Origin of the sequence: Advenella kashmirensis WT001 (genome assembly GCF_000219915.2) — a bacterium.
Taxonomy (GTDB): domain Bacteria; phylum Pseudomonadota; class Gammaproteobacteria; order Burkholderiales; family Burkholderiaceae_B; genus Advenella; species Advenella kashmirensis.
Genome location: NC_017964.1, coordinates 465,031 through 480,182, shown reverse-complemented (window position 1 = coordinate 480,182; position 15,152 = coordinate 465,031). Strand labels below are relative to the sequence as shown.

Annotated in this window: 14 protein-coding genes and 3 pseudogenes; 4 read left to right on the top strand and 13 right to left on the bottom strand. The window is 55.2% G+C overall.

Going from position 1 to position 15,152, the window contains the following annotated elements:
• Positions 1-3: 3 nt before the first annotated feature.
• The 8 genes and pseudogenes from TKWG_RS02235 to TKWG_RS02205 form a co-directional block, all read right to left on the bottom strand.
• Positions 4-711, bottom strand: coding sequence for a fumarate hydratase C-terminal domain-containing protein (locus tag TKWG_RS02235; protein WP_014749263.1), 708 nt, complete (start codon positions 709-711; stop codon positions 4-6).
• Entirely contained in the window at positions 699-1,640 is a 942-nt protein-coding gene (locus TKWG_RS02230) for a fumarate hydratase (RefSeq protein WP_014749262.1), read from the bottom strand. Before TKWG_RS02230 ends, TKWG_RS02235 begins: the two co-directional genes overlap by 13 nt.
• Positions 1,641-1,667: 27 nt before the next feature.
• A pseudogene (locus tag TKWG_RS02225) lies at positions 1,668-3,402 on the bottom strand (L-aspartate oxidase).
• Positions 3,399-3,755: a succinate dehydrogenase gene (locus TKWG_RS02220; RefSeq protein ID WP_014749261.1), complete on the bottom strand. Its 357-nt coding sequence runs from the start codon at positions 3,753-3,755 to the stop codon at positions 3,399-3,401. The pseudogene TKWG_RS02225 and the gene TKWG_RS02220 overlap by 4 nt, the downstream one beginning before the upstream one ends.
• Positions 3,752-3,934, bottom strand: coding sequence for a hypothetical protein (locus TKWG_RS24370; RefSeq protein ID WP_238534293.1), 183 nt, complete (start codon positions 3,932-3,934; stop codon positions 3,752-3,754). Before TKWG_RS24370 ends, TKWG_RS02220 begins: the two co-directional genes overlap by 4 nt.
• Positions 3,906-4,085: a hypothetical protein gene (locus TKWG_RS24365; protein ID WP_238534292.1), complete on the bottom strand. Its 180-nt coding sequence runs from the start codon at positions 4,083-4,085 to the stop codon at positions 3,906-3,908. The genes TKWG_RS24370 and TKWG_RS24365 overlap by 29 nt, the downstream gene beginning before the upstream one ends.
• A gap of 2 nt (positions 4,086-4,087) precedes the next feature.
• Positions 4,088-4,800 (bottom strand): annotated as a pseudogene (locus TKWG_RS02210) (succinate dehydrogenase/fumarate reductase iron-sulfur subunit).
• A 10-nt stretch (positions 4,801-4,810) separates the two neighbouring features.
• Positions 4,811-5,737, bottom strand: coding sequence for a tripartite tricarboxylate transporter substrate binding protein (locus tag TKWG_RS02205; protein ID WP_014749260.1), 927 nt, complete (start codon positions 5,735-5,737; stop codon positions 4,811-4,813).
• A 281-nt stretch (positions 5,738-6,018) separates the two neighbouring features.
• Here TKWG_RS02205 and TKWG_RS02200 point away from each other — a divergent pair, with 281 nt between their 5' ends.
• Positions 6,019-6,948: a LysR family transcriptional regulator gene (locus TKWG_RS02200; RefSeq protein WP_014749259.1), complete on the top strand. Its 930-nt coding sequence runs from the start codon at positions 6,019-6,021 to the stop codon at positions 6,946-6,948.
• Between the two features lie 150 nt (positions 6,949-7,098).
• On the opposite strand, the gene TKWG_RS02195 is transcribed toward TKWG_RS02200, so the two are convergent.
• The 3 genes from TKWG_RS02195 to TKWG_RS02185 form a co-directional block, all read right to left on the bottom strand.
• Positions 7,099-8,289: a CaiB/BaiF CoA transferase family protein gene (locus TKWG_RS02195; protein ID WP_014749258.1), complete on the bottom strand. Its 1,191-nt coding sequence runs from the start codon at positions 8,287-8,289 to the stop codon at positions 7,099-7,101.
• A gap of 83 nt (positions 8,290-8,372) precedes the next feature.
• Positions 8,373-8,834 carry a MaoC family dehydratase gene (locus tag TKWG_RS02190; RefSeq protein WP_014749257.1) on the bottom strand — a complete coding sequence of 154 codons (462 nt, stop codon included), beginning with the start codon at positions 8,832-8,834 and terminating at the stop codon, positions 8,373-8,375.
• A gap of 33 nt (positions 8,835-8,867) precedes the next feature.
• Entirely contained in the window at positions 8,868-9,830 is a 963-nt protein-coding gene (locus TKWG_RS02185; protein WP_014749256.1) for a Bug family tripartite tricarboxylate transporter substrate binding protein, read from the bottom strand.
• A gap of 134 nt (positions 9,831-9,964) precedes the next feature.
• Here TKWG_RS02185 and TKWG_RS02180 point away from each other — a divergent pair, with 134 nt between their 5' ends.
• Positions 9,965-10,864 carry a LysR family transcriptional regulator gene (locus TKWG_RS02180; RefSeq protein ID WP_014749255.1) on the top strand — a complete coding sequence of 300 codons (900 nt, stop codon included), beginning with the start codon at positions 9,965-9,967 and terminating at the stop codon, positions 10,862-10,864.
• A 33-nt stretch (positions 10,865-10,897) separates the two neighbouring features.
• Here the strand turns inward: TKWG_RS02180 and TKWG_RS02175 are convergent, their stop codons facing one another.
• On the bottom strand, positions 10,898-11,767 hold the full coding sequence (locus TKWG_RS02175) for an NmrA/HSCARG family protein (protein WP_014749254.1): 870 nt from the start codon (positions 11,765-11,767) through the stop codon (positions 10,898-10,900).
• A gap of 113 nt (positions 11,768-11,880) precedes the next feature.
• Here TKWG_RS02175 and TKWG_RS02170 point away from each other — a divergent pair, with 113 nt between their 5' ends.
• Complete coding sequence (locus tag TKWG_RS02170; protein WP_014749253.1) at positions 11,881-12,756, top strand: LysR family transcriptional regulator; 876 nt, start codon at positions 11,881-11,883, stop codon at positions 12,754-12,756.
• A gap of 43 nt (positions 12,757-12,799) precedes the next feature.
• Here the strand turns inward: TKWG_RS02170 and TKWG_RS02165 are convergent, their stop codons facing one another.
• A complete protein-coding gene (locus TKWG_RS02165) occupies positions 12,800-13,558 on the bottom strand; it encodes an IclR family transcriptional regulator (RefSeq protein ID WP_014749252.1) in 759 nt (252 codons plus the stop codon).
• A 209-nt stretch (positions 13,559-13,767) separates the two neighbouring features.
• Between TKWG_RS02165 and sauS the strand changes: the two are divergent.
• Positions 13,768-15,148: pseudogene (gene sauS / locus TKWG_RS23145) on the top strand (acylating sulfoacetaldehyde dehydrogenase); the annotation flags it as partial.
• Between the last annotated feature and the right edge of the window lie 4 nt (positions 15,149-15,152).

Here is a 15,152-nt window from a genome sequence, read left to right as displayed (position 1 = left end):
CTCCTACATGACTTCGTCTTTACGATCATTAGTCTCGCCAAACCGGTGCAGCGCAGGCGGCTTCAGGCCAGCGTAGAGCGCATCAATACGGGCGTTGATCTGCTCGCCGTGCTGATGAAACAGCGAATTGCCGTTGATATCGCTCTCCACGATAAAGGGACCAAAATCCTCCACTTCAAACAACCACATGGCCTGGGCAATGCCCAATTCATCCAGCCAGAACACGTCGCGAACCCGCTTGATGCCGCGGCCCAGCAGTGCGCCGGTGCCATAGCCAACGGTAGTCAGATAGACAGCGCCATGCGGCACCATGATATTGGCGTAATCGTCGTGTGGCATGCCGCCCTTGCCGATCACGATTTTCGTTCCTGTCAGCTCAAGCCAGTTGGCCATCCACTTGGAGAACCGGAAACTGGCGGTTGCCGTGACAGCGCCCACGTTGTACTGGCCATCTGGCGTGACGGCAGCGGCCGGCGAACAGTGGAAATTGACGTTGGACAGCGCCTTCAGATCTACGGGCAGCGCTTGGCCGTTGCCCAGGACCTTTTGATAGACGCCTTCCCTGGCGGTATAGACCACGCCGCTCATATAAACCACCGAGCCGATTTCCAGGCTGGCGATATCCTCGGGCGTGGCCGGTAGATTAATTCTGAAAACTTTCAGATCTTCATCTTTATCGTTCTCTGCTTCCTGGTTGCTTATCGGTTCCATTCGACTGTCTCCCTTCTCATATAGGGCGTGAACCATTCCGGATCGGTACGGTATTCAATACGCCCGTCTGCATAAATCCTGGCGGTGGCCCGTCGTGAAGACAGGCAGAATGTGTGAATACTGACCGGCATGCCGCCAGTGTGGGTGTAACCCACCTCGATATGGCAATCGACCACCATGGAGGATCCCACAAAGCCCATCGCACCCATGCCGATCGAGTTGCCGAGTTTTTTCAGTTCCATTTCCAGCTCTGCAATTTTCGGATCAGGATTACGGTTGCCCACAGTGCGCAGGCACGCTGCCTGTTTGCCCAGTTGCATACAGGTATCCTTGGAGCCGCCAATGCCGATGCCAACGATCGCCGGCTGGCAAGCCAGACCGCGTTTGCCAAATGCAATCAGGCCGTCCAGGACAAAGCGCTTGATGCCGTCAATCCCGTCACCCGGGAACAGCATGCGATAGTCGGTGCCGAACAGGCCGCCCTTATGCACTGTGGTGACATCCACCCAGTCTGCGTCCGGTTCAAATGACCACTCGATCTCCGGCGCGTTGATGCCGACGTTGTTATTGTGTTCGGTGCGCCACAACGGGTGCACCCGGTTGGGCCGCAAGGGGATCTGTACCGTGGCATCTGCAGTGGCCTTGCGCAATGCCCGCTCGATTCCGATAAACCCTGATTGCACACTGGCGTTGTTGCCCATTTTCACGTAATAGCGCGGCACCCCCGTATCAGCGCACATGGGGCGACGGTCCTTGGTCGCCGCATCCCAGTTGTCCACCATGGCGTGCAGCACGAAGCGCGGCAACTTGCCCGTCTCCGTTTTCTGCATCTCCTTGATCCCCTGGCTGTAATCTTCGGGAATATCGATGGCCGCGCGCTTCATGATTTCCAGCCCGGCTTCCTCAATCCTGTTTATGTCAATTGCCATTACCTGTCTCCTGATATCCGCGTGCGTTCATGCACATTTTTCTGCCTCTTCGCCAATTAATGTCTGTCCTGGGGAGACGATATCGAACTTGACCGGCACCATCTGCAGCTCAATGTTGTCATCACGACCACTGACACTGGTATAGGCAGTGGTCTCCAGATCGCCGTTTCCGGATAATCTTCCCTGAAATGCGCGCCGCGGCTGTCGTTCCTGGCCAGCGCCGCTGTTGCGATCACTTTTGAAATAGTCGTCAGGCTGTCAAGGTTGAGCCAGTCATGCCAGCTCAGATTGAACCGGCGCTGCCCATCGGCCACGCCAATCCCCCGCAATGCCTCATGATGGCGGGCAATACTGGCAATGCCCTGTTCTATGCCTTCTTTGGTTCGCAAAATACCCACATCGTTCCACATGGTTTTAGACAAGGCCTCGCGCAGCGGCAGGGTCATATCGGCTTTCCTGGAAAATGGGTATTCGGCACGGGCAATACCGGCTTCGATCACAGACTGATCGGGCTGCCGCCAGCTTCCTTCCTTGCGCACGTAGTCGGCCATGGAGTCGCCCGCGATGCCGCCGAACACGGTTGAGTTGGCTACGCCGTTGCCGCCCAGGCGGTTGGCGCCATGTACGCCACCGCAATCTTCTCCGGCTGCAAACAGGCCGGGAGAGGCGGTTGAGCAGTCCACTTCAAACTCCACGCCACCCATCAGATAATGCGCGGTAGGGACCACCTCAACCTGTCCGCCGGCCAGATCGAAGCCGCAATCGGCGCAACGCTGCACCATGCCCGGGAATGACTTGCGTACGTGTTCCACGCCCAGGTGCGACATCTGGATGTACACGCCCCCCATGGGACTGGTTCGTCCGGCGCGCATTTCTGCATAAATCCCGCGACTGACCACATCCCGCGTGGCGCGTTCGCCCCGCTCGTGATAATTGCTCATGAAGCGTTCACCTGCGCCATTAATCAAATAGCCACCGGCGCCGCGCAGGCCTTCTTCCAGTACCGTACCGGTCATGCGCGTATCGGGCCCGCCCAGCAGACCTGTCGGATGAAACTGCACCATTTCCATATCGCGCAGTGTCAGGCCATAGCGCAGCGCCATGGCCAGACCGTCACAGGTTTTCTCGCCTGACGGGGTGTGATACAAGTACATGGTCGGCCCGGCGCCTGTACTCAGCAGCACCGCCTTGGCCTGCACAAAGCGATATCCGCCGCTACGCATATCAATAAACAACACGCCCGCAATACCGGAACCATCTGCAGCCGGAATCAGTTCAATTGCCCGGTGCTCTTCCAGACGGTTGACATCCAGCGCCCTGACCTTTTCCATCAGGCGATTAATAATTTCAATGCCGGTCAGGTCTGACTTATGCACCGTCCGGTCAAACGTCTGGCCGGCAAAGGCTTTCTGGTGCAACGTGCCATCGGGGTTGCGATCAAAAAAACAGCCAATTTCATTTTCCAGCTCCTGAACACGCTCCACCGCGCTGTGACCAGGCGCCAGGCCAGATCCTGGCGAGGCAGCCATTTGCCACCTTCGATGGTGTCCATGAAATGCCGCTCTACCGAGTCGCCTTCGGCCAGGGCCACGTTATAGCCCCCCTGCACCATGCGCGTACAGCCGCTTTTGCCGATCAGGCCCTTGACCGCGATGGTGACATCCAGGGTCGGGTTGGCCTGCTTTGCATGCAGGGCGGCAAACAGACCCGCACCGCCACTGCCAAGGATAAGAATATCCGTTTTCAAATTTTCCACGTTCATGACCCGAACACCCCTGCAAGAAACACCGCGCCAATGATGACGCTAAATACCACACCCCAACTGATCCAGTTCAACCGTATGGACCCTGGCGTTGGCCATTGCACAAATTCAATTACCAGTATCCGCAGCCCGAAACTCAGATGAATGGCCAGCAACAGCACCAGCCCCCACTCGGCAACCTTGACGCCCGGCAATTCGGAAAATTTCAGGAACCGGTCCAATTTATCGGTCTGTTCCAGCGCCAGGCCCAGTACATAAAAATGAATGGGGAGAAAGACGCCCAGCAGCAGACCGGAAATCCGGTGTCCCAAAAAGGCAAAATAGGCTTTGTGTTTATGAACGCTTCTTATCATGCCAGTCCCCCTACCGCGACCACGGCCCGCAGGCCAAGCACCAGAAACAGCGCGCCCAGCGCCAGCGCCAGCAAATTGACCGTGGTGTATGACAAGCCGGCCCACTCCCTGAGCACCTTGCGAATACCGATGGGCGCATGAATTGATGCACTAATGACAAACAAGGCATAAAAAGGCAATCCACACACGTTGCCCTGGGTACGCCCCCAGAATTTCTTCGGCGCTCAGCCCCCCGCGAACCGCATACATAATCACGCCGATATGCACGAAAATAAACGGCACCATGATCATGGCCGTCAGCCGCTGCAGCAAAAACAGTTTCATCTCCATGGCTATTTCCCGCCAAGAAACTCGAACAGCGAGCGTTTTTTCAGGCCGGCGATACTGCCCGTGGGACTCAAACCAACGGGACAGTGCTTCATGCAACTGCCCTGGGTATGACAGGAATTACAACCGCCTGCGGCCATCGATTTTTCCAGCACCCCTTTCGGATCTGCATGACGCTCGTCATTGACCAGGCTCCAGGCACGATTCAGTGCTGCCGGCCCCAGATAGTCTTTGTCCCATTCGACTACATCACAAGCCGCATAACACACCGCGCAGTTGATGCATTCGATCGCCGCATCCGCCTGTTTTCTGGCTTTGCTGGCAGGATCCACCAGCGCAGGCTATCGTGGCGTGTTCGGGTGCCGATAAACTCGCCACCGGCCTTTTTCCATTTATCAAAGAACTCGGTCATATCAACAACCAGATCCTTGATACGTGGCATATTGCGCAGCGGTTCAAGCACAATCGTGTTGTTTTTCACGACATTTTTCACATGGCTTCTGCACGTCCATCTTGGCTTGCCATTGACGGTCATCGCACAGCTGCCACACACGCCTACCCGACAGGAGAAACGGTATGCCAGCGTAGGGTCTACCTGCCGCTGAATTTCTGTTACCACGTCCAGTACAGTCTGATTCTCCCGGGAAGGGACCTGGTAAGTGACAAACTCGCCGTCTTCCTCGCCCCGCCAGATTTTTACCGCCAGCATCTTTTCCATAACGCCCCGCTCAGATACAAATAAATATTGGTTTTTCTAAATCATTACTTCGATTGGATTTTCTGTTCTGCAATAATCTTCTTCCAGAAGCCTGACTCCTCTTTGACCTGTCATTCATGTACGGCGCACCGATCGGCGCCTGTTCCAGGCCCAGCTCTGCAAATTTTTGCGTCATGCGTTTGGAAGCGATGGCCGTTTTGATGCCCTCTTCAATCCGTGCTACCACCTTTTCCGGTGTGTTTTTGGGCACGACAATACCGAACCAGCCCACCACATCAAAATCACTGCCCAGTTGCTCCTGCATGCTCGGCACATCAGGCAGGCTCTTCGAGCGCTTGTTACCAGTAACCGCCAGGGCCTTAATATCGCCCGAGCGCACGAATGGCAGCGTCGCAGAAAGATTGGCAGTGATCACCTGGATCTGTCCGGCCACCAGATCGGTCAATGCTGCAGATTCGCCACCATAGGGGATGTGGGTCATGGTCGCGTCCGTCGCGTTCATGATGGCTTCGGACGCCATATGACCCTGGCTGCCTACCCCGGCCGAGCCGAAATTGGTAGCGGCCCCGTTCTTTTTGGCGTAGTCCAGAAATGTCTTCAGGTTGGTGGCCGGTACGTTCTTATTGACAGCCAGTAGCAGCGGTCCGGTGGTAACGATGCTAACCGGCTGAAAATCCGCGACGCTGTAAGGCAATTTTTTGTACAAATAGGGGTTGACGGTAAACATGCTGCCCGAGATCATCAGCATGGTGTAGCCATCGGGCTTGGCACGCGCCACTTGCGACGCGCCCACCCCACCGCCGGCGCCGACCTTGTTCTCTACTACGACAGTCTGTTTCCAGGCATCACCCAACTCCTGGGCCAATACGCGGGAAATAATATCGGTGGCGCCACCGCCGCAAACGGCACGACCAGTCGCACCGGCTGCTGCGGCCACTCGCTGGCAAATGCCGGCGCAGCATGGTACAGGCGATAGCGATACAGGCAACACTGCTGAAAACACCGCCTACTGCACGATTCAGTATGGTCTTCATTTTTGTCTCTTCCTTGTTGGCTGACTTCTTGCTCGAAGCCTGGGTTGGCGATAATACAGTCGCATTTTTGTAGTTGCTGTCATGGACATGGCATGCAGTTTTATTATTTCGTTGATTATTGTTTAAATTTAATTTAAAGTAAAACCAATAATTTTTTAATTATTTAAAATTAAATTTTAAATTTATGATCACTTTAAGAACCTTCAACGTATTTGTCGCGGTGGCTGAATGCGGCTCTTATACTGGCGCCGGCAGAAAGATCGGCCTGACCTCTGCCGCCGTCGGTCAGCAGATCAAAATGATGGAAAATACGCTGGAGGCGCCACTGTTCCATAAGAATGGTCACCAGCTTGTGCTGAACCACTATGGCGAAGCGCTGCTGAAGGACGTTCAGGAACTGCTGGTCAAATATGAAGAAATTATCAAAAGCGGAGATGGCCGGCATGGCCAGCTTACCGGTACAGTGCATATCGGCGCGCTGATCTCCAGCCTGATGGGGTCTTTTTCGGATGCGCTGTGGTCCATCCGCAAGAACAATCCTGAGCTGGATGTCAAAGTGTTCGCGGGTCAGTCCGGCGATTTCGCCCACAAGATCACCAGTGGTCAGCTGGATGCGGCCATTGCCACCGAACCGCCGGAATATGCATACAAGGAACTGATCTGGACGCCGCTTTATGCAGAACCCATGATTCTGATCATACCACGCAAGCCATTTTTTACTTTGGCGGACCAGGCTAGCAATCCCTCAATAGATATTCTGAATCATGCGCCCTTCATTCATTTTGACCAAATGACATGGACCGGCATACTGATCAGGCAGACACTCAAAAAGCTGGCCGTCAGTGTCGATATACAAATGGAAATGAACTCGATCGAAGCCATTATTGAACTGGTGCGCCAGGGCTATGGCGTGTCCATTGTCCCGAAACTGGCCAACCTCAATTGGGAACAGGATGAAAAACTGCTGTTTGTAGACCTGTCACCGACGCGGATTTACCGTCGCATTGGTATTCTGGAGCGCAAGTTTCATCACCGCAGCAACTTTACCAATGCAATAAGAGACCACTTCGGGCAATCCGGGCCGACGCTCAAAGAGCGCGCCGCGCTGCGATAACGCTGCGGCAGGAGAAGGAGTCAGAAACGGGAAGTGGCAGAATAACCGTTGCGGTAAAGGTAAGAAGCAGTACGTGACTATTACGTGACCGATATGCAATGCAACAGCATCAATCGGGGCCGGGCGCAGATGACGCCCAGCCCCGATAGGTTAAACACAGCCGACAACGCCCTTTTCGGCCAGGCCCGCTATTGCATCTGTCGTATAGCCGATCTCTTCCAGGATCTCCGAGGTATGCTGGCCCAGCAATGGTGGCGTTCTGCTCACGCCTCTGGGTTCATTATTGAAGGTCACCGGATAGGCAATGTGCCGCAAGTCTCCCAGTTTCGGATGCTTGCTTTGCACCACAATATTTCTGGCCTGGACTTGTTCGTGCGACAGTGCCTGATCAAGCGTATGCAACGGCGCGACCGGAACGCCGGCACGCCGCAACCTCAAGAGCCAGGATTGTGTGGTGTCCTGGTTCAATACCTCCTGGACCAGCGCGCAGGTCTGCTCAAAGCGGTTTACACGCTGCGCATTCGTACTGAAATCGGGATCCTCTGCGTATTGCGTCAGTCCGGCCTCCTGACAGAAGCGCTGCCAAAGCCGGTCATTGCCTACGCCCAGCATCAGCTCCCCGTCCTGGGTGCGAAACACCTGATAAGGACACAGTGACGGATGCGCCGTACCCATTCTGGACGGCGTCACGCCAGAAAACCAATAGTTATGAGACATATATCCCATAAACCCCATGGCGGTATCCAGCAAGGAGACTTCTATATAGCCCCCCTGCCCTGTATTTTTTTTGTGCAGAACGGCTGCCAGAATACCGGAGACGGCGTGCAAACCGGTTCCCAGGTCCACAGGAGAGAAGCTGACCCGGGCAGCAGGACCCTCTTTTTGGCCAATGGTGCTGATCATGCCGCTGAACGCCTGCAGCATGACATCGTATCCAGGCTCTTCGCCCCAGGGACCATCGCGCCCGTACCCTGATATTTCACAATAAATCAGGTTGGGATTAATGTCACGCAAGCTCTGATAGTCCACACCCAATCGTTGCGCCGTACCGGCGCCGAACCCCTGTATGACAACGTCAGCGCGCGCCACCAGTTCACGAACAATTTGTTTGCCTTCCGGTGACTTCAAATCCAGCGCCAGGCCCCGCTTGTTGTGGTTGACTGCCATAAATGACGCCGATTCGCCGTCTTTTTGCGGTAACCAGCCGCGCGTCTCGTCTCCGGAACCGGGCGGCTCTACTTTAATGACGTCAGCGCCAAGATCGCCAAGATACTGTGCGCATAACGGGCCGGCAAGCACTTTGCTGAGGTCTAATATTCGTATTCCTTGAAGCGGACGCATCTCTCTTTCCAATATCGTGGTTGCTTATATTCGTCCATACGTGGCGCGACGCACAGCGCCAGGCGCAATCGTATGCGACTCAATTACACTGGTCGTTTACGAAGCAGATATTTTTGTGTACCTTGCATGACGACAACTCTATTCTGATTAATAATGGTCGATTGCATCACCAGCACACCGGTTGTCCGCCCGGGGATCAGTTCCGAAACGACCAAAGATGGATAAAGCGTATCGCCAACAAAAACCGGATTAAGGAATTTGCTGCTTTGTTCGATAAAAGCTTTCAGTGACTCTTCCACGCAGTGTGGGAACAGACCGGCGCCGGCTGCTGTCTGAATGAGTACCTGAAACCCATGCGCCAGCATATGCGGCATGCCATGCGCCCGACAGTACTCCACGTCATAGTGCACCGGGTGATTATCGCCGCTGGCCAGTTGAAAGGCCGCAAACAAGGCATCGGTCATGGTCCTTGAAGGTATATTGAATTTCTCTCCGACTTCAAAATCGTCGAAATATTTTTGTGCACACAGTGAATGCGAAATCATATTTTTTCCAGTAGTTACGGTGCCGTGTCCGGCTCAATTGGTTGCCATGTCTGACGCTTTAACAACATCGCGCCATTTTTCCTGCTCGGCAGCGATGAACGCTTTCAGCGCCTGTGGATCAGGCTTGCTCTCGAGCAGCAAGCCCATCTGATCGGCCTTTTGCATCAAGCCCTCGTCGTTCAGCGCAGCCTGCAGACTGGCACGCAAGGTTTCAATCACGTCTTTATCTGTTTTGGCAGGCACCTGCATTGCATTCCATGTATACGCTTCGTAGCCTGGCAATGCTTCGGCAATAGCCGGAATATCCGGCGTCTGGGGAAGCCGCTCAGTCATGCTGGTAGCGATCAGGCGCACTGTTTTTGCCCGCGCCTGCGCCAGCGCGGTTGGCGCGCTATCAACCATGAACTGAACATGGCCGCCAATCAAGTCCGCCATCGCGGGTGCGCTGCCCTTATAAGGAATATGCCGGGCTTTGAATTTGCCCACATGGTTCAGCAATGCCCCGCCAAGGTGAGGCGCACTGGCAATACCGGCGGAACTGTAATCGGTCTTTTCCGAGTTCTGTTTCATGTATTCCAGAAACTCGGGCAGGTTTTTAACCGGAAGGTCGTTGTTTACAACAAGTGCCAGCGGCGCTCGCGCCGCCAGTCCGACCGGTGCAAAATCATCATTCGAATAGGACAGCTTGCTGTTGAGCGTCGGATTGACCGCATGCGCAACCGTGGACATCAACACGGTATAGCCATCTGGCGCGGCCTTGGAGACAAACTCCGTGCCGACAATGGTACCTGCGCCTGCCTTATTTTCCACAATCATTGTGGTGCCCAGTTTTTTCCCCCAGACATCAGCCAGTGCACGTGCAAAGGTATCGGTGGGACCACCGGCGGCATATGGCACGACCAGCCGGACGGGTTTTTCGGGATAGGCTGCGTGGGCCGCGAAAGATACAACGCCCAGCGAAAGCGCTGCAATAATTCGTTTGGTGAGTGATTTCATTTGTCGCCTCTGTTCATTTATAGTCGGTTCAACTATATCTATCCACGCTGAAGGCCGTCCAGTTGAAATTATTGCCGTGATGTTAGACAAAATCTAATACACTATTGTTTTATGCCAGATGTTTCCCTCCAACCATGCGATATGAACTGACTGATATTCGTGTTTTTATGGCCATTGCCGATGCAAGGAACTTGAGCATCGGGGCGATGAATATGCACATGACCGCGCCATCGGCCAGTTATCGATTAAAAAATCTCGAAAATGCATTGGGTGTTTCGCTTTTTGACCGGACAGCCAGGGGCATGGTCCTGACCTCTGCCGGAGAATCGGTATATCGCTACGGCGAAGCCATGCTGTCCAGCGCTGACCAGTTACGGACCGAGATGACCCGCTATAACGCCGGCGTCACCGGTCACATCAAGGTCTTTGCCAATAGCAGCACCTTGAGTCCGTTACCGGTACCGCTCAGTCGCTTTCTGGCCAGCCATCCGACAATCAATATTGAATTGGAAGAGCACCTGAGCGAAGAAAGCGTCAGGGCGGTACATGATGGCCTTGCAGATATCGGATTGGTTGCCAGTGTGGTCCATTTGCGAGGATTGGAGGCCATCGAGTATGGTCATGACGAACTCGTTTTTGTAACGCCTCGCGGCCATCCGCTCACCACCGCCGAGCGCGTCACTGTGGATATGGCTTTGGAGCACGAGCTGGTATCGGTGGGTAAACGCAGCAGTAACTTTTTATACCTGCAGCAAATTGCCAATAAGCTGAACAAAAATATGAATGTGCGGGTGCATCTGCCCGATTTCGATGCCGCATTGCACTGCGTACAAGAAGGCGTCGGTATTTCTCTGGTGCCGTTGTCAGTTGCCAGGCGCTCGGCCAAAAGAAGGCTGGTCGACATTGTTCATTTGAGCGACCACTGGGCCAAGCGCGATCAACTGATCGTCATGAGATCATTTTCCGCGCTGCCCAAATATACGCAGGACTTTGTTCAGATGCTCGCTGCGGCAGAATCTGGCCGTGCCGGTTGATGAAACCATCTCCTGGCACTTAACGGTCTTCGTTCAAGCTGCGCCGACAGTCTCGCGCACGAAATCGTTGTAAGTGCGAAGCTCACGCCCCAGGATGGCCTGCAATCGGTCCACTGCGCCGTTATCGCCTTGCATGCCGTATTGCTGGATGCCCGTCATCATCAGGCGCATGTCGTAGGCCATCCAGGCGGGTCCAAACGCGGCCATCTGAGCCTCAAAGGGCACTACGTCGTCACCGCCATAAGACACCTCGCGCCCCAGGGCGGTGCTCCAGACCCTGGCGACGGCAACGCCGGTCAAGGCTTGCGGACCCACCAATTCCAGCGTCATGCCGTCTAGCGCGGCAGCAGCCTTGTCGCGGCGAAGCAGCTCGGCCGCAGCGATATCCGCAATGTCGCGCGTATCAATCATGGACACGCCCGCCGAGCCAATCGGCATGGGGTAGACGCCATGCGCCTGCATTGCCTGCTGGACCATGCTGTCGTTCTGCATGAAATAGGCAGGCCGCAGGATCGTAGCAGGAATATCCAGGCTTTCGATCATGCGCTCAACGGTGTGTTTGCCCGTAAAATGCGGCACATTCGTGAACTTTTCGGCGTGAATCACTGATAGATAAACCACGCGCTCAATGCCCGCCTCACGAGCAAGGTTCAGCGTAATCAGTGCCTGGGTTACTTCATCGGGTGTAACCGCATTGAGCAAAAACAGCGTTCGCGCCGAGGAGAGCGCAGCGCGCATCGACGGTACATCTGTCAAATCTGCAACCACTTGCGTGACGCCTTCGGGGAATGCGCGCTTGCCGGACTGGCGAACCAGCGCCTTGACCTGAGCGCCCGCGTCGGCCAGGCGCTGCGTAATAAGAGAACCGATGGTGCCCGTGGCACCGGTGACAAGAATACTCATGTAAATCTCCAGTTATGAAAGGATTGGGTGAGTTGGTAAACAGACTATAGATCGTTGCAACAATAGAAAGAAGACCATAAAATAGAGATATATCGTTTCAAAATTGGAACACTATGGATCTGAATGCACTGGCCGATTTCGCCCTGGTTGCAAACAACGGTGGATTAGGCAAAGCCAGCCGGGTAAGTGGCCGGTCAAAAGCGACCTTATCGCGCCACATTGCCGAGCTTGAAGAGCAACTGGGCGTGCGCCTGGTTGAGCGCAGCGCCCGTGGGCTCAAGCTTACCGAGGCCGGCGACATGTTGATGGCGCGAACTGAAGGCTCGATCACAGAGGTGCTGGACGCCATGACCGCCGTCCGGGAAGGGCTTTCTGCACCTCGCGGACATCTGCGCGTTGCGGCTCCCGCCCTGTTTTCCCAGCTCTCCATGGGGTCCATTGCCGCGGATTTTTGCACTGCCTATCCGGAGATTACGATTGAAGTCGTGGCAGAAGACCGGACGGTGGATCTCGTAGAGGAACAGTTCGACGTCGCCATTCGGGTCAATCCGAGAGCCGATAGCCGCCTGGTCGGCCGTTGCTTTGCCAGGGACCGGCAAGTGGTGGTTGCAGCAGCTTCAATCCCCATGCCCAAACCTGGCGCGGTCAGACCGGTTCCGGGCATCGTATTTGCCGGTACGCAGGCTACTAACTGGAACCTGGACGATGGTCGCCTGGTCCTGGAGCCCATTCCAAGACTGAAGCTTTCCTCGTTCCTGATGATCCGTGACGCTGCAATTGCAGGCGGTGGCGCCGCCCTGCTGCCACAGTCGATGGTATGGAACCAGCTTGCCAGTGGTCAACTCGTTCAGTGGGGCACCATATCGGGCGCCGAGGTTGCGCTGTGGGTATTGCACACCTCGCGGCGGCTTACTGCGCCCAAGGTTCGAGCCTTCGTCGAATTTATGTGCTTACGATATCCGGATGTATCTCTGGTGCTCAAGGGGTAAAGACCAGGCACCACTCTCCGACAGAGCCGTGCCTGGCCTGTGTCTACAAAAACGTCTGCGCAATTTCCTGTGCCGTGCGCTGCAGTTGCGGCATCAGTTCCATCAACTGGTCAAAGCTTTTTTCCTCTTCAAATGCCTGAACGGCAACGGCAGCACAGATCCGGTTCTTGCCCAATGAAACCGGAACCGCGATGGCATTCATGCCTTCCACATGCTCGTGGCGACTGATGCCATAGCGCCGCTTTCTGGTACGCGCAAGTTCGGCTTCCAGTTGCTCAGGCTGGGTAATGCTTTGCGAGGTCCGAGCACGCAGCGGCAGCGTGTGCAACAACCGGTCACGCCGCTGCTTGGGCAACAGGCTCAATAGCAGCTTGCCACTGGCCGAGCAATGCATTGGTACGTGCGAGCCGGGTTTTAGCCCCAACTTGATGGCTGCAGGATGCTGTGCCCGATCCAGATAAATAATTTCGTGACCGCTGATCGCCGTCAGATTGCAGTTCAACTGCACCCGCTCCACCAGCTCGCTTAGCAAAGCATGCCGGGCAACGGCCAGGCTGCCCGAGCTCATGAGTACCTTCACCGAAAAATTGCGTATCCGCGCCGAGCATTCATACTTTTTACTGTCCGACACTTGCACAATCAGCCACGCGGCTTCCAGCAGCTTGACGATACGGTGCACCGTCTGTTTCGGCAGATTAATCTGCTCGACAATCTCGCTCAATTGCATGGGTCGGCCCGCTACGGCCAGTATTTCCAGCACACGAAACGACCTGATGGCTGCCGCGTTCTCCGTTGCGCTCATATCCTTGCTTCCTCCTTTGTTGCGGGGCCTGGGACCTGGGGCCTCTTCTTTTTCCTCTTCACTATAGATTCTTTGTCCCGAAAATCAATAAAAAGCATTTCTTGTGCTCTGCGGCAAATGCGAAATGTCGATTTTCGGGACTTTTGAGCGTTGAGCATACCCTATATTTTCAGAAATATTACAAATTCGATTTCATTAGTGGAGCAACAATGGATACCATCAATAGAAGCAATCCTGAATATGTCACGCAAACGGTATTACAACTGGTGCAGCGTGCCCGCACCGCGCAAAGCCTGTTTTCCACATTCGATCAGCAACGCATTGACCAGGCTGTCCTCGCCGTGGGCTGGGCGATCATGGAGCCCGAAAGAAACCGCCAGTTGGCAGAACAGGCGGTTGCCGACACCGGCCTGGGCAACGTGCCCGACAAAATTCGCAAAAATCATCGCAAAACATTGGGGCTGTTGCGCGATCTGGATGGGGTCAAATCCACCGGAGTTATTCGCCAAGACCCGGCTAGCGGCATCACCGAAATTGCCCGCGCGGTGGGCGTTGTTGCCGCCATCACACCGTCCACCAACCCGGCGCAACGCCAGCCAATAAAATCATCAATGCCATCAAATGCGGCAACGCCATCGTCGTTGCCCCGTCGCCCAAAGGGGCCGGCACCAGCAGGCTGCTGCTGCAATTCATTCATGACGAATTTGACCGTATCGGCGTACCGCGGGACCTGGTGCAAATGCTGCCCGAGCCCATCAGCAAGGCCGCGACCGCCGCACTGATGCAGCATGCCGATCTGGTGGTCGCCACCGGATCCCAGGCCAATGTGCGGATGGCTCATACCAGCGGCACACCCGCTTTCGGCGTTGGCGCAGGCAATGTCACTGTGATCGTGGATGAATCGGCCGATCTGCAGTCCGCAGCCAGCCTGATTCGTCAGTCCAAGACCTTTGATAACGCCACAAGCTGTTCTTCAGAAAACAGCGTCATTATCGATGCATCGGTTTATGACGCCATGCTGGCGGCACTCACCGCTGAAGGCGGCGTCATGCTAACCAACCAGGACAAGCAACGCCTGCAGGATCTCATGTGGCATGACGGCAAGTTGAGCGCCGTTTTTCCGGAAAAGATGCCGCGCAAATTATGCAAACCGCACAGATTGACGGCACGCAAACGCCTGCCGCGCCTCGCTTTCTGATGGTGGAGGAAGCCGGCTTTGGGCCTGAGCATCCATTTTCAGGCGAGAAGCTTGCGCCGGTTCTGACCGTTTATAAAGCTTCTGATTTTGATCATGCCAAGCGCATTGCCAGCGGCATTTATGGCTATATGGGAGCAGGCCATTCAATCGGACTGCACACGTCAAAGCCCGAGCGCGCTCAAGACCTGGGCATGACGCTGCCGGTCTCCCGGGTCATCATCAATCAGGCGCATTGCTTTGCCACCGGCGGCAATTTTGACAACGGCCTGCCCTTTTCCCTGTCCATGGGTTGCGGCACCTGGGGGGGTAATAGCTTTTCCGACAACATGAATTATCGCCACTATATGAATATCACACGCGTGGTTCAGACGATTGCCGCCAGAGAACCCGAGGCTG

Coding starts and splice junctions, on each gene's coding strand:
- TKWG_RS02235 (WP_014749263.1), bottom strand. CDS start 711: ATGGAACCGATAAGCAACCAGGAAGCAGAGAACGATAAAGATGAAGAT.
- TKWG_RS02230 (WP_014749262.1), bottom strand. CDS start 1,640: ATGGCAATTGACATAAACAGGATTGAGGAAGCCGGGCTGGAAATCATG.
- TKWG_RS02220 (WP_014749261.1), bottom strand. CDS start 3,755: ATGATAAGAAGCGTTCATAAACACAAAGCCTATTTTGCCTTTTTGGGA.
- TKWG_RS24365 (WP_238534292.1), bottom strand. CDS start 4,085: ATGGAGATGAAACTGTTTTTGCTGCAGCGGCTGACGGCCATGATCATG.
- TKWG_RS02200 (WP_014749259.1), top strand. CDS start 6,019: ATGATCACTTTAAGAACCTTCAACGTATTTGTCGCGGTGGCTGAATGC.
- TKWG_RS02195 (WP_014749258.1), bottom strand. CDS start 8,289: ATGCGTCCGCTTCAAGGAATACGAATATTAGACCTCAGCAAAGTGCTT.
- TKWG_RS02190 (WP_014749257.1), bottom strand. CDS start 8,834: ATGATTTCGCATTCACTGTGTGCACAAAAATATTTCGACGATTTTGAA.
- TKWG_RS02185 (WP_014749256.1), bottom strand. CDS start 9,830: ATGAAATCACTCACCAAACGAATTATTGCAGCGCTTTCGCTGGGCGTT.
- TKWG_RS02180 (WP_014749255.1), top strand. CDS start 9,965: ATGCGATATGAACTGACTGATATTCGTGTTTTTATGGCCATTGCCGAT.
- TKWG_RS02175 (WP_014749254.1), bottom strand. CDS start 11,767: ATGAGTATTCTTGTCACCGGTGCCACGGGCACCATCGGTTCTCTTATT.
- TKWG_RS02170 (WP_014749253.1), top strand. CDS start 11,881: ATGGATCTGAATGCACTGGCCGATTTCGCCCTGGTTGCAAACAACGGT.
- TKWG_RS02165 (WP_014749252.1), bottom strand. CDS start 13,558: ATGAGCGCAACGGAGAACGCGGCAGCCATCAGGTCGTTTCGTGTGCTG.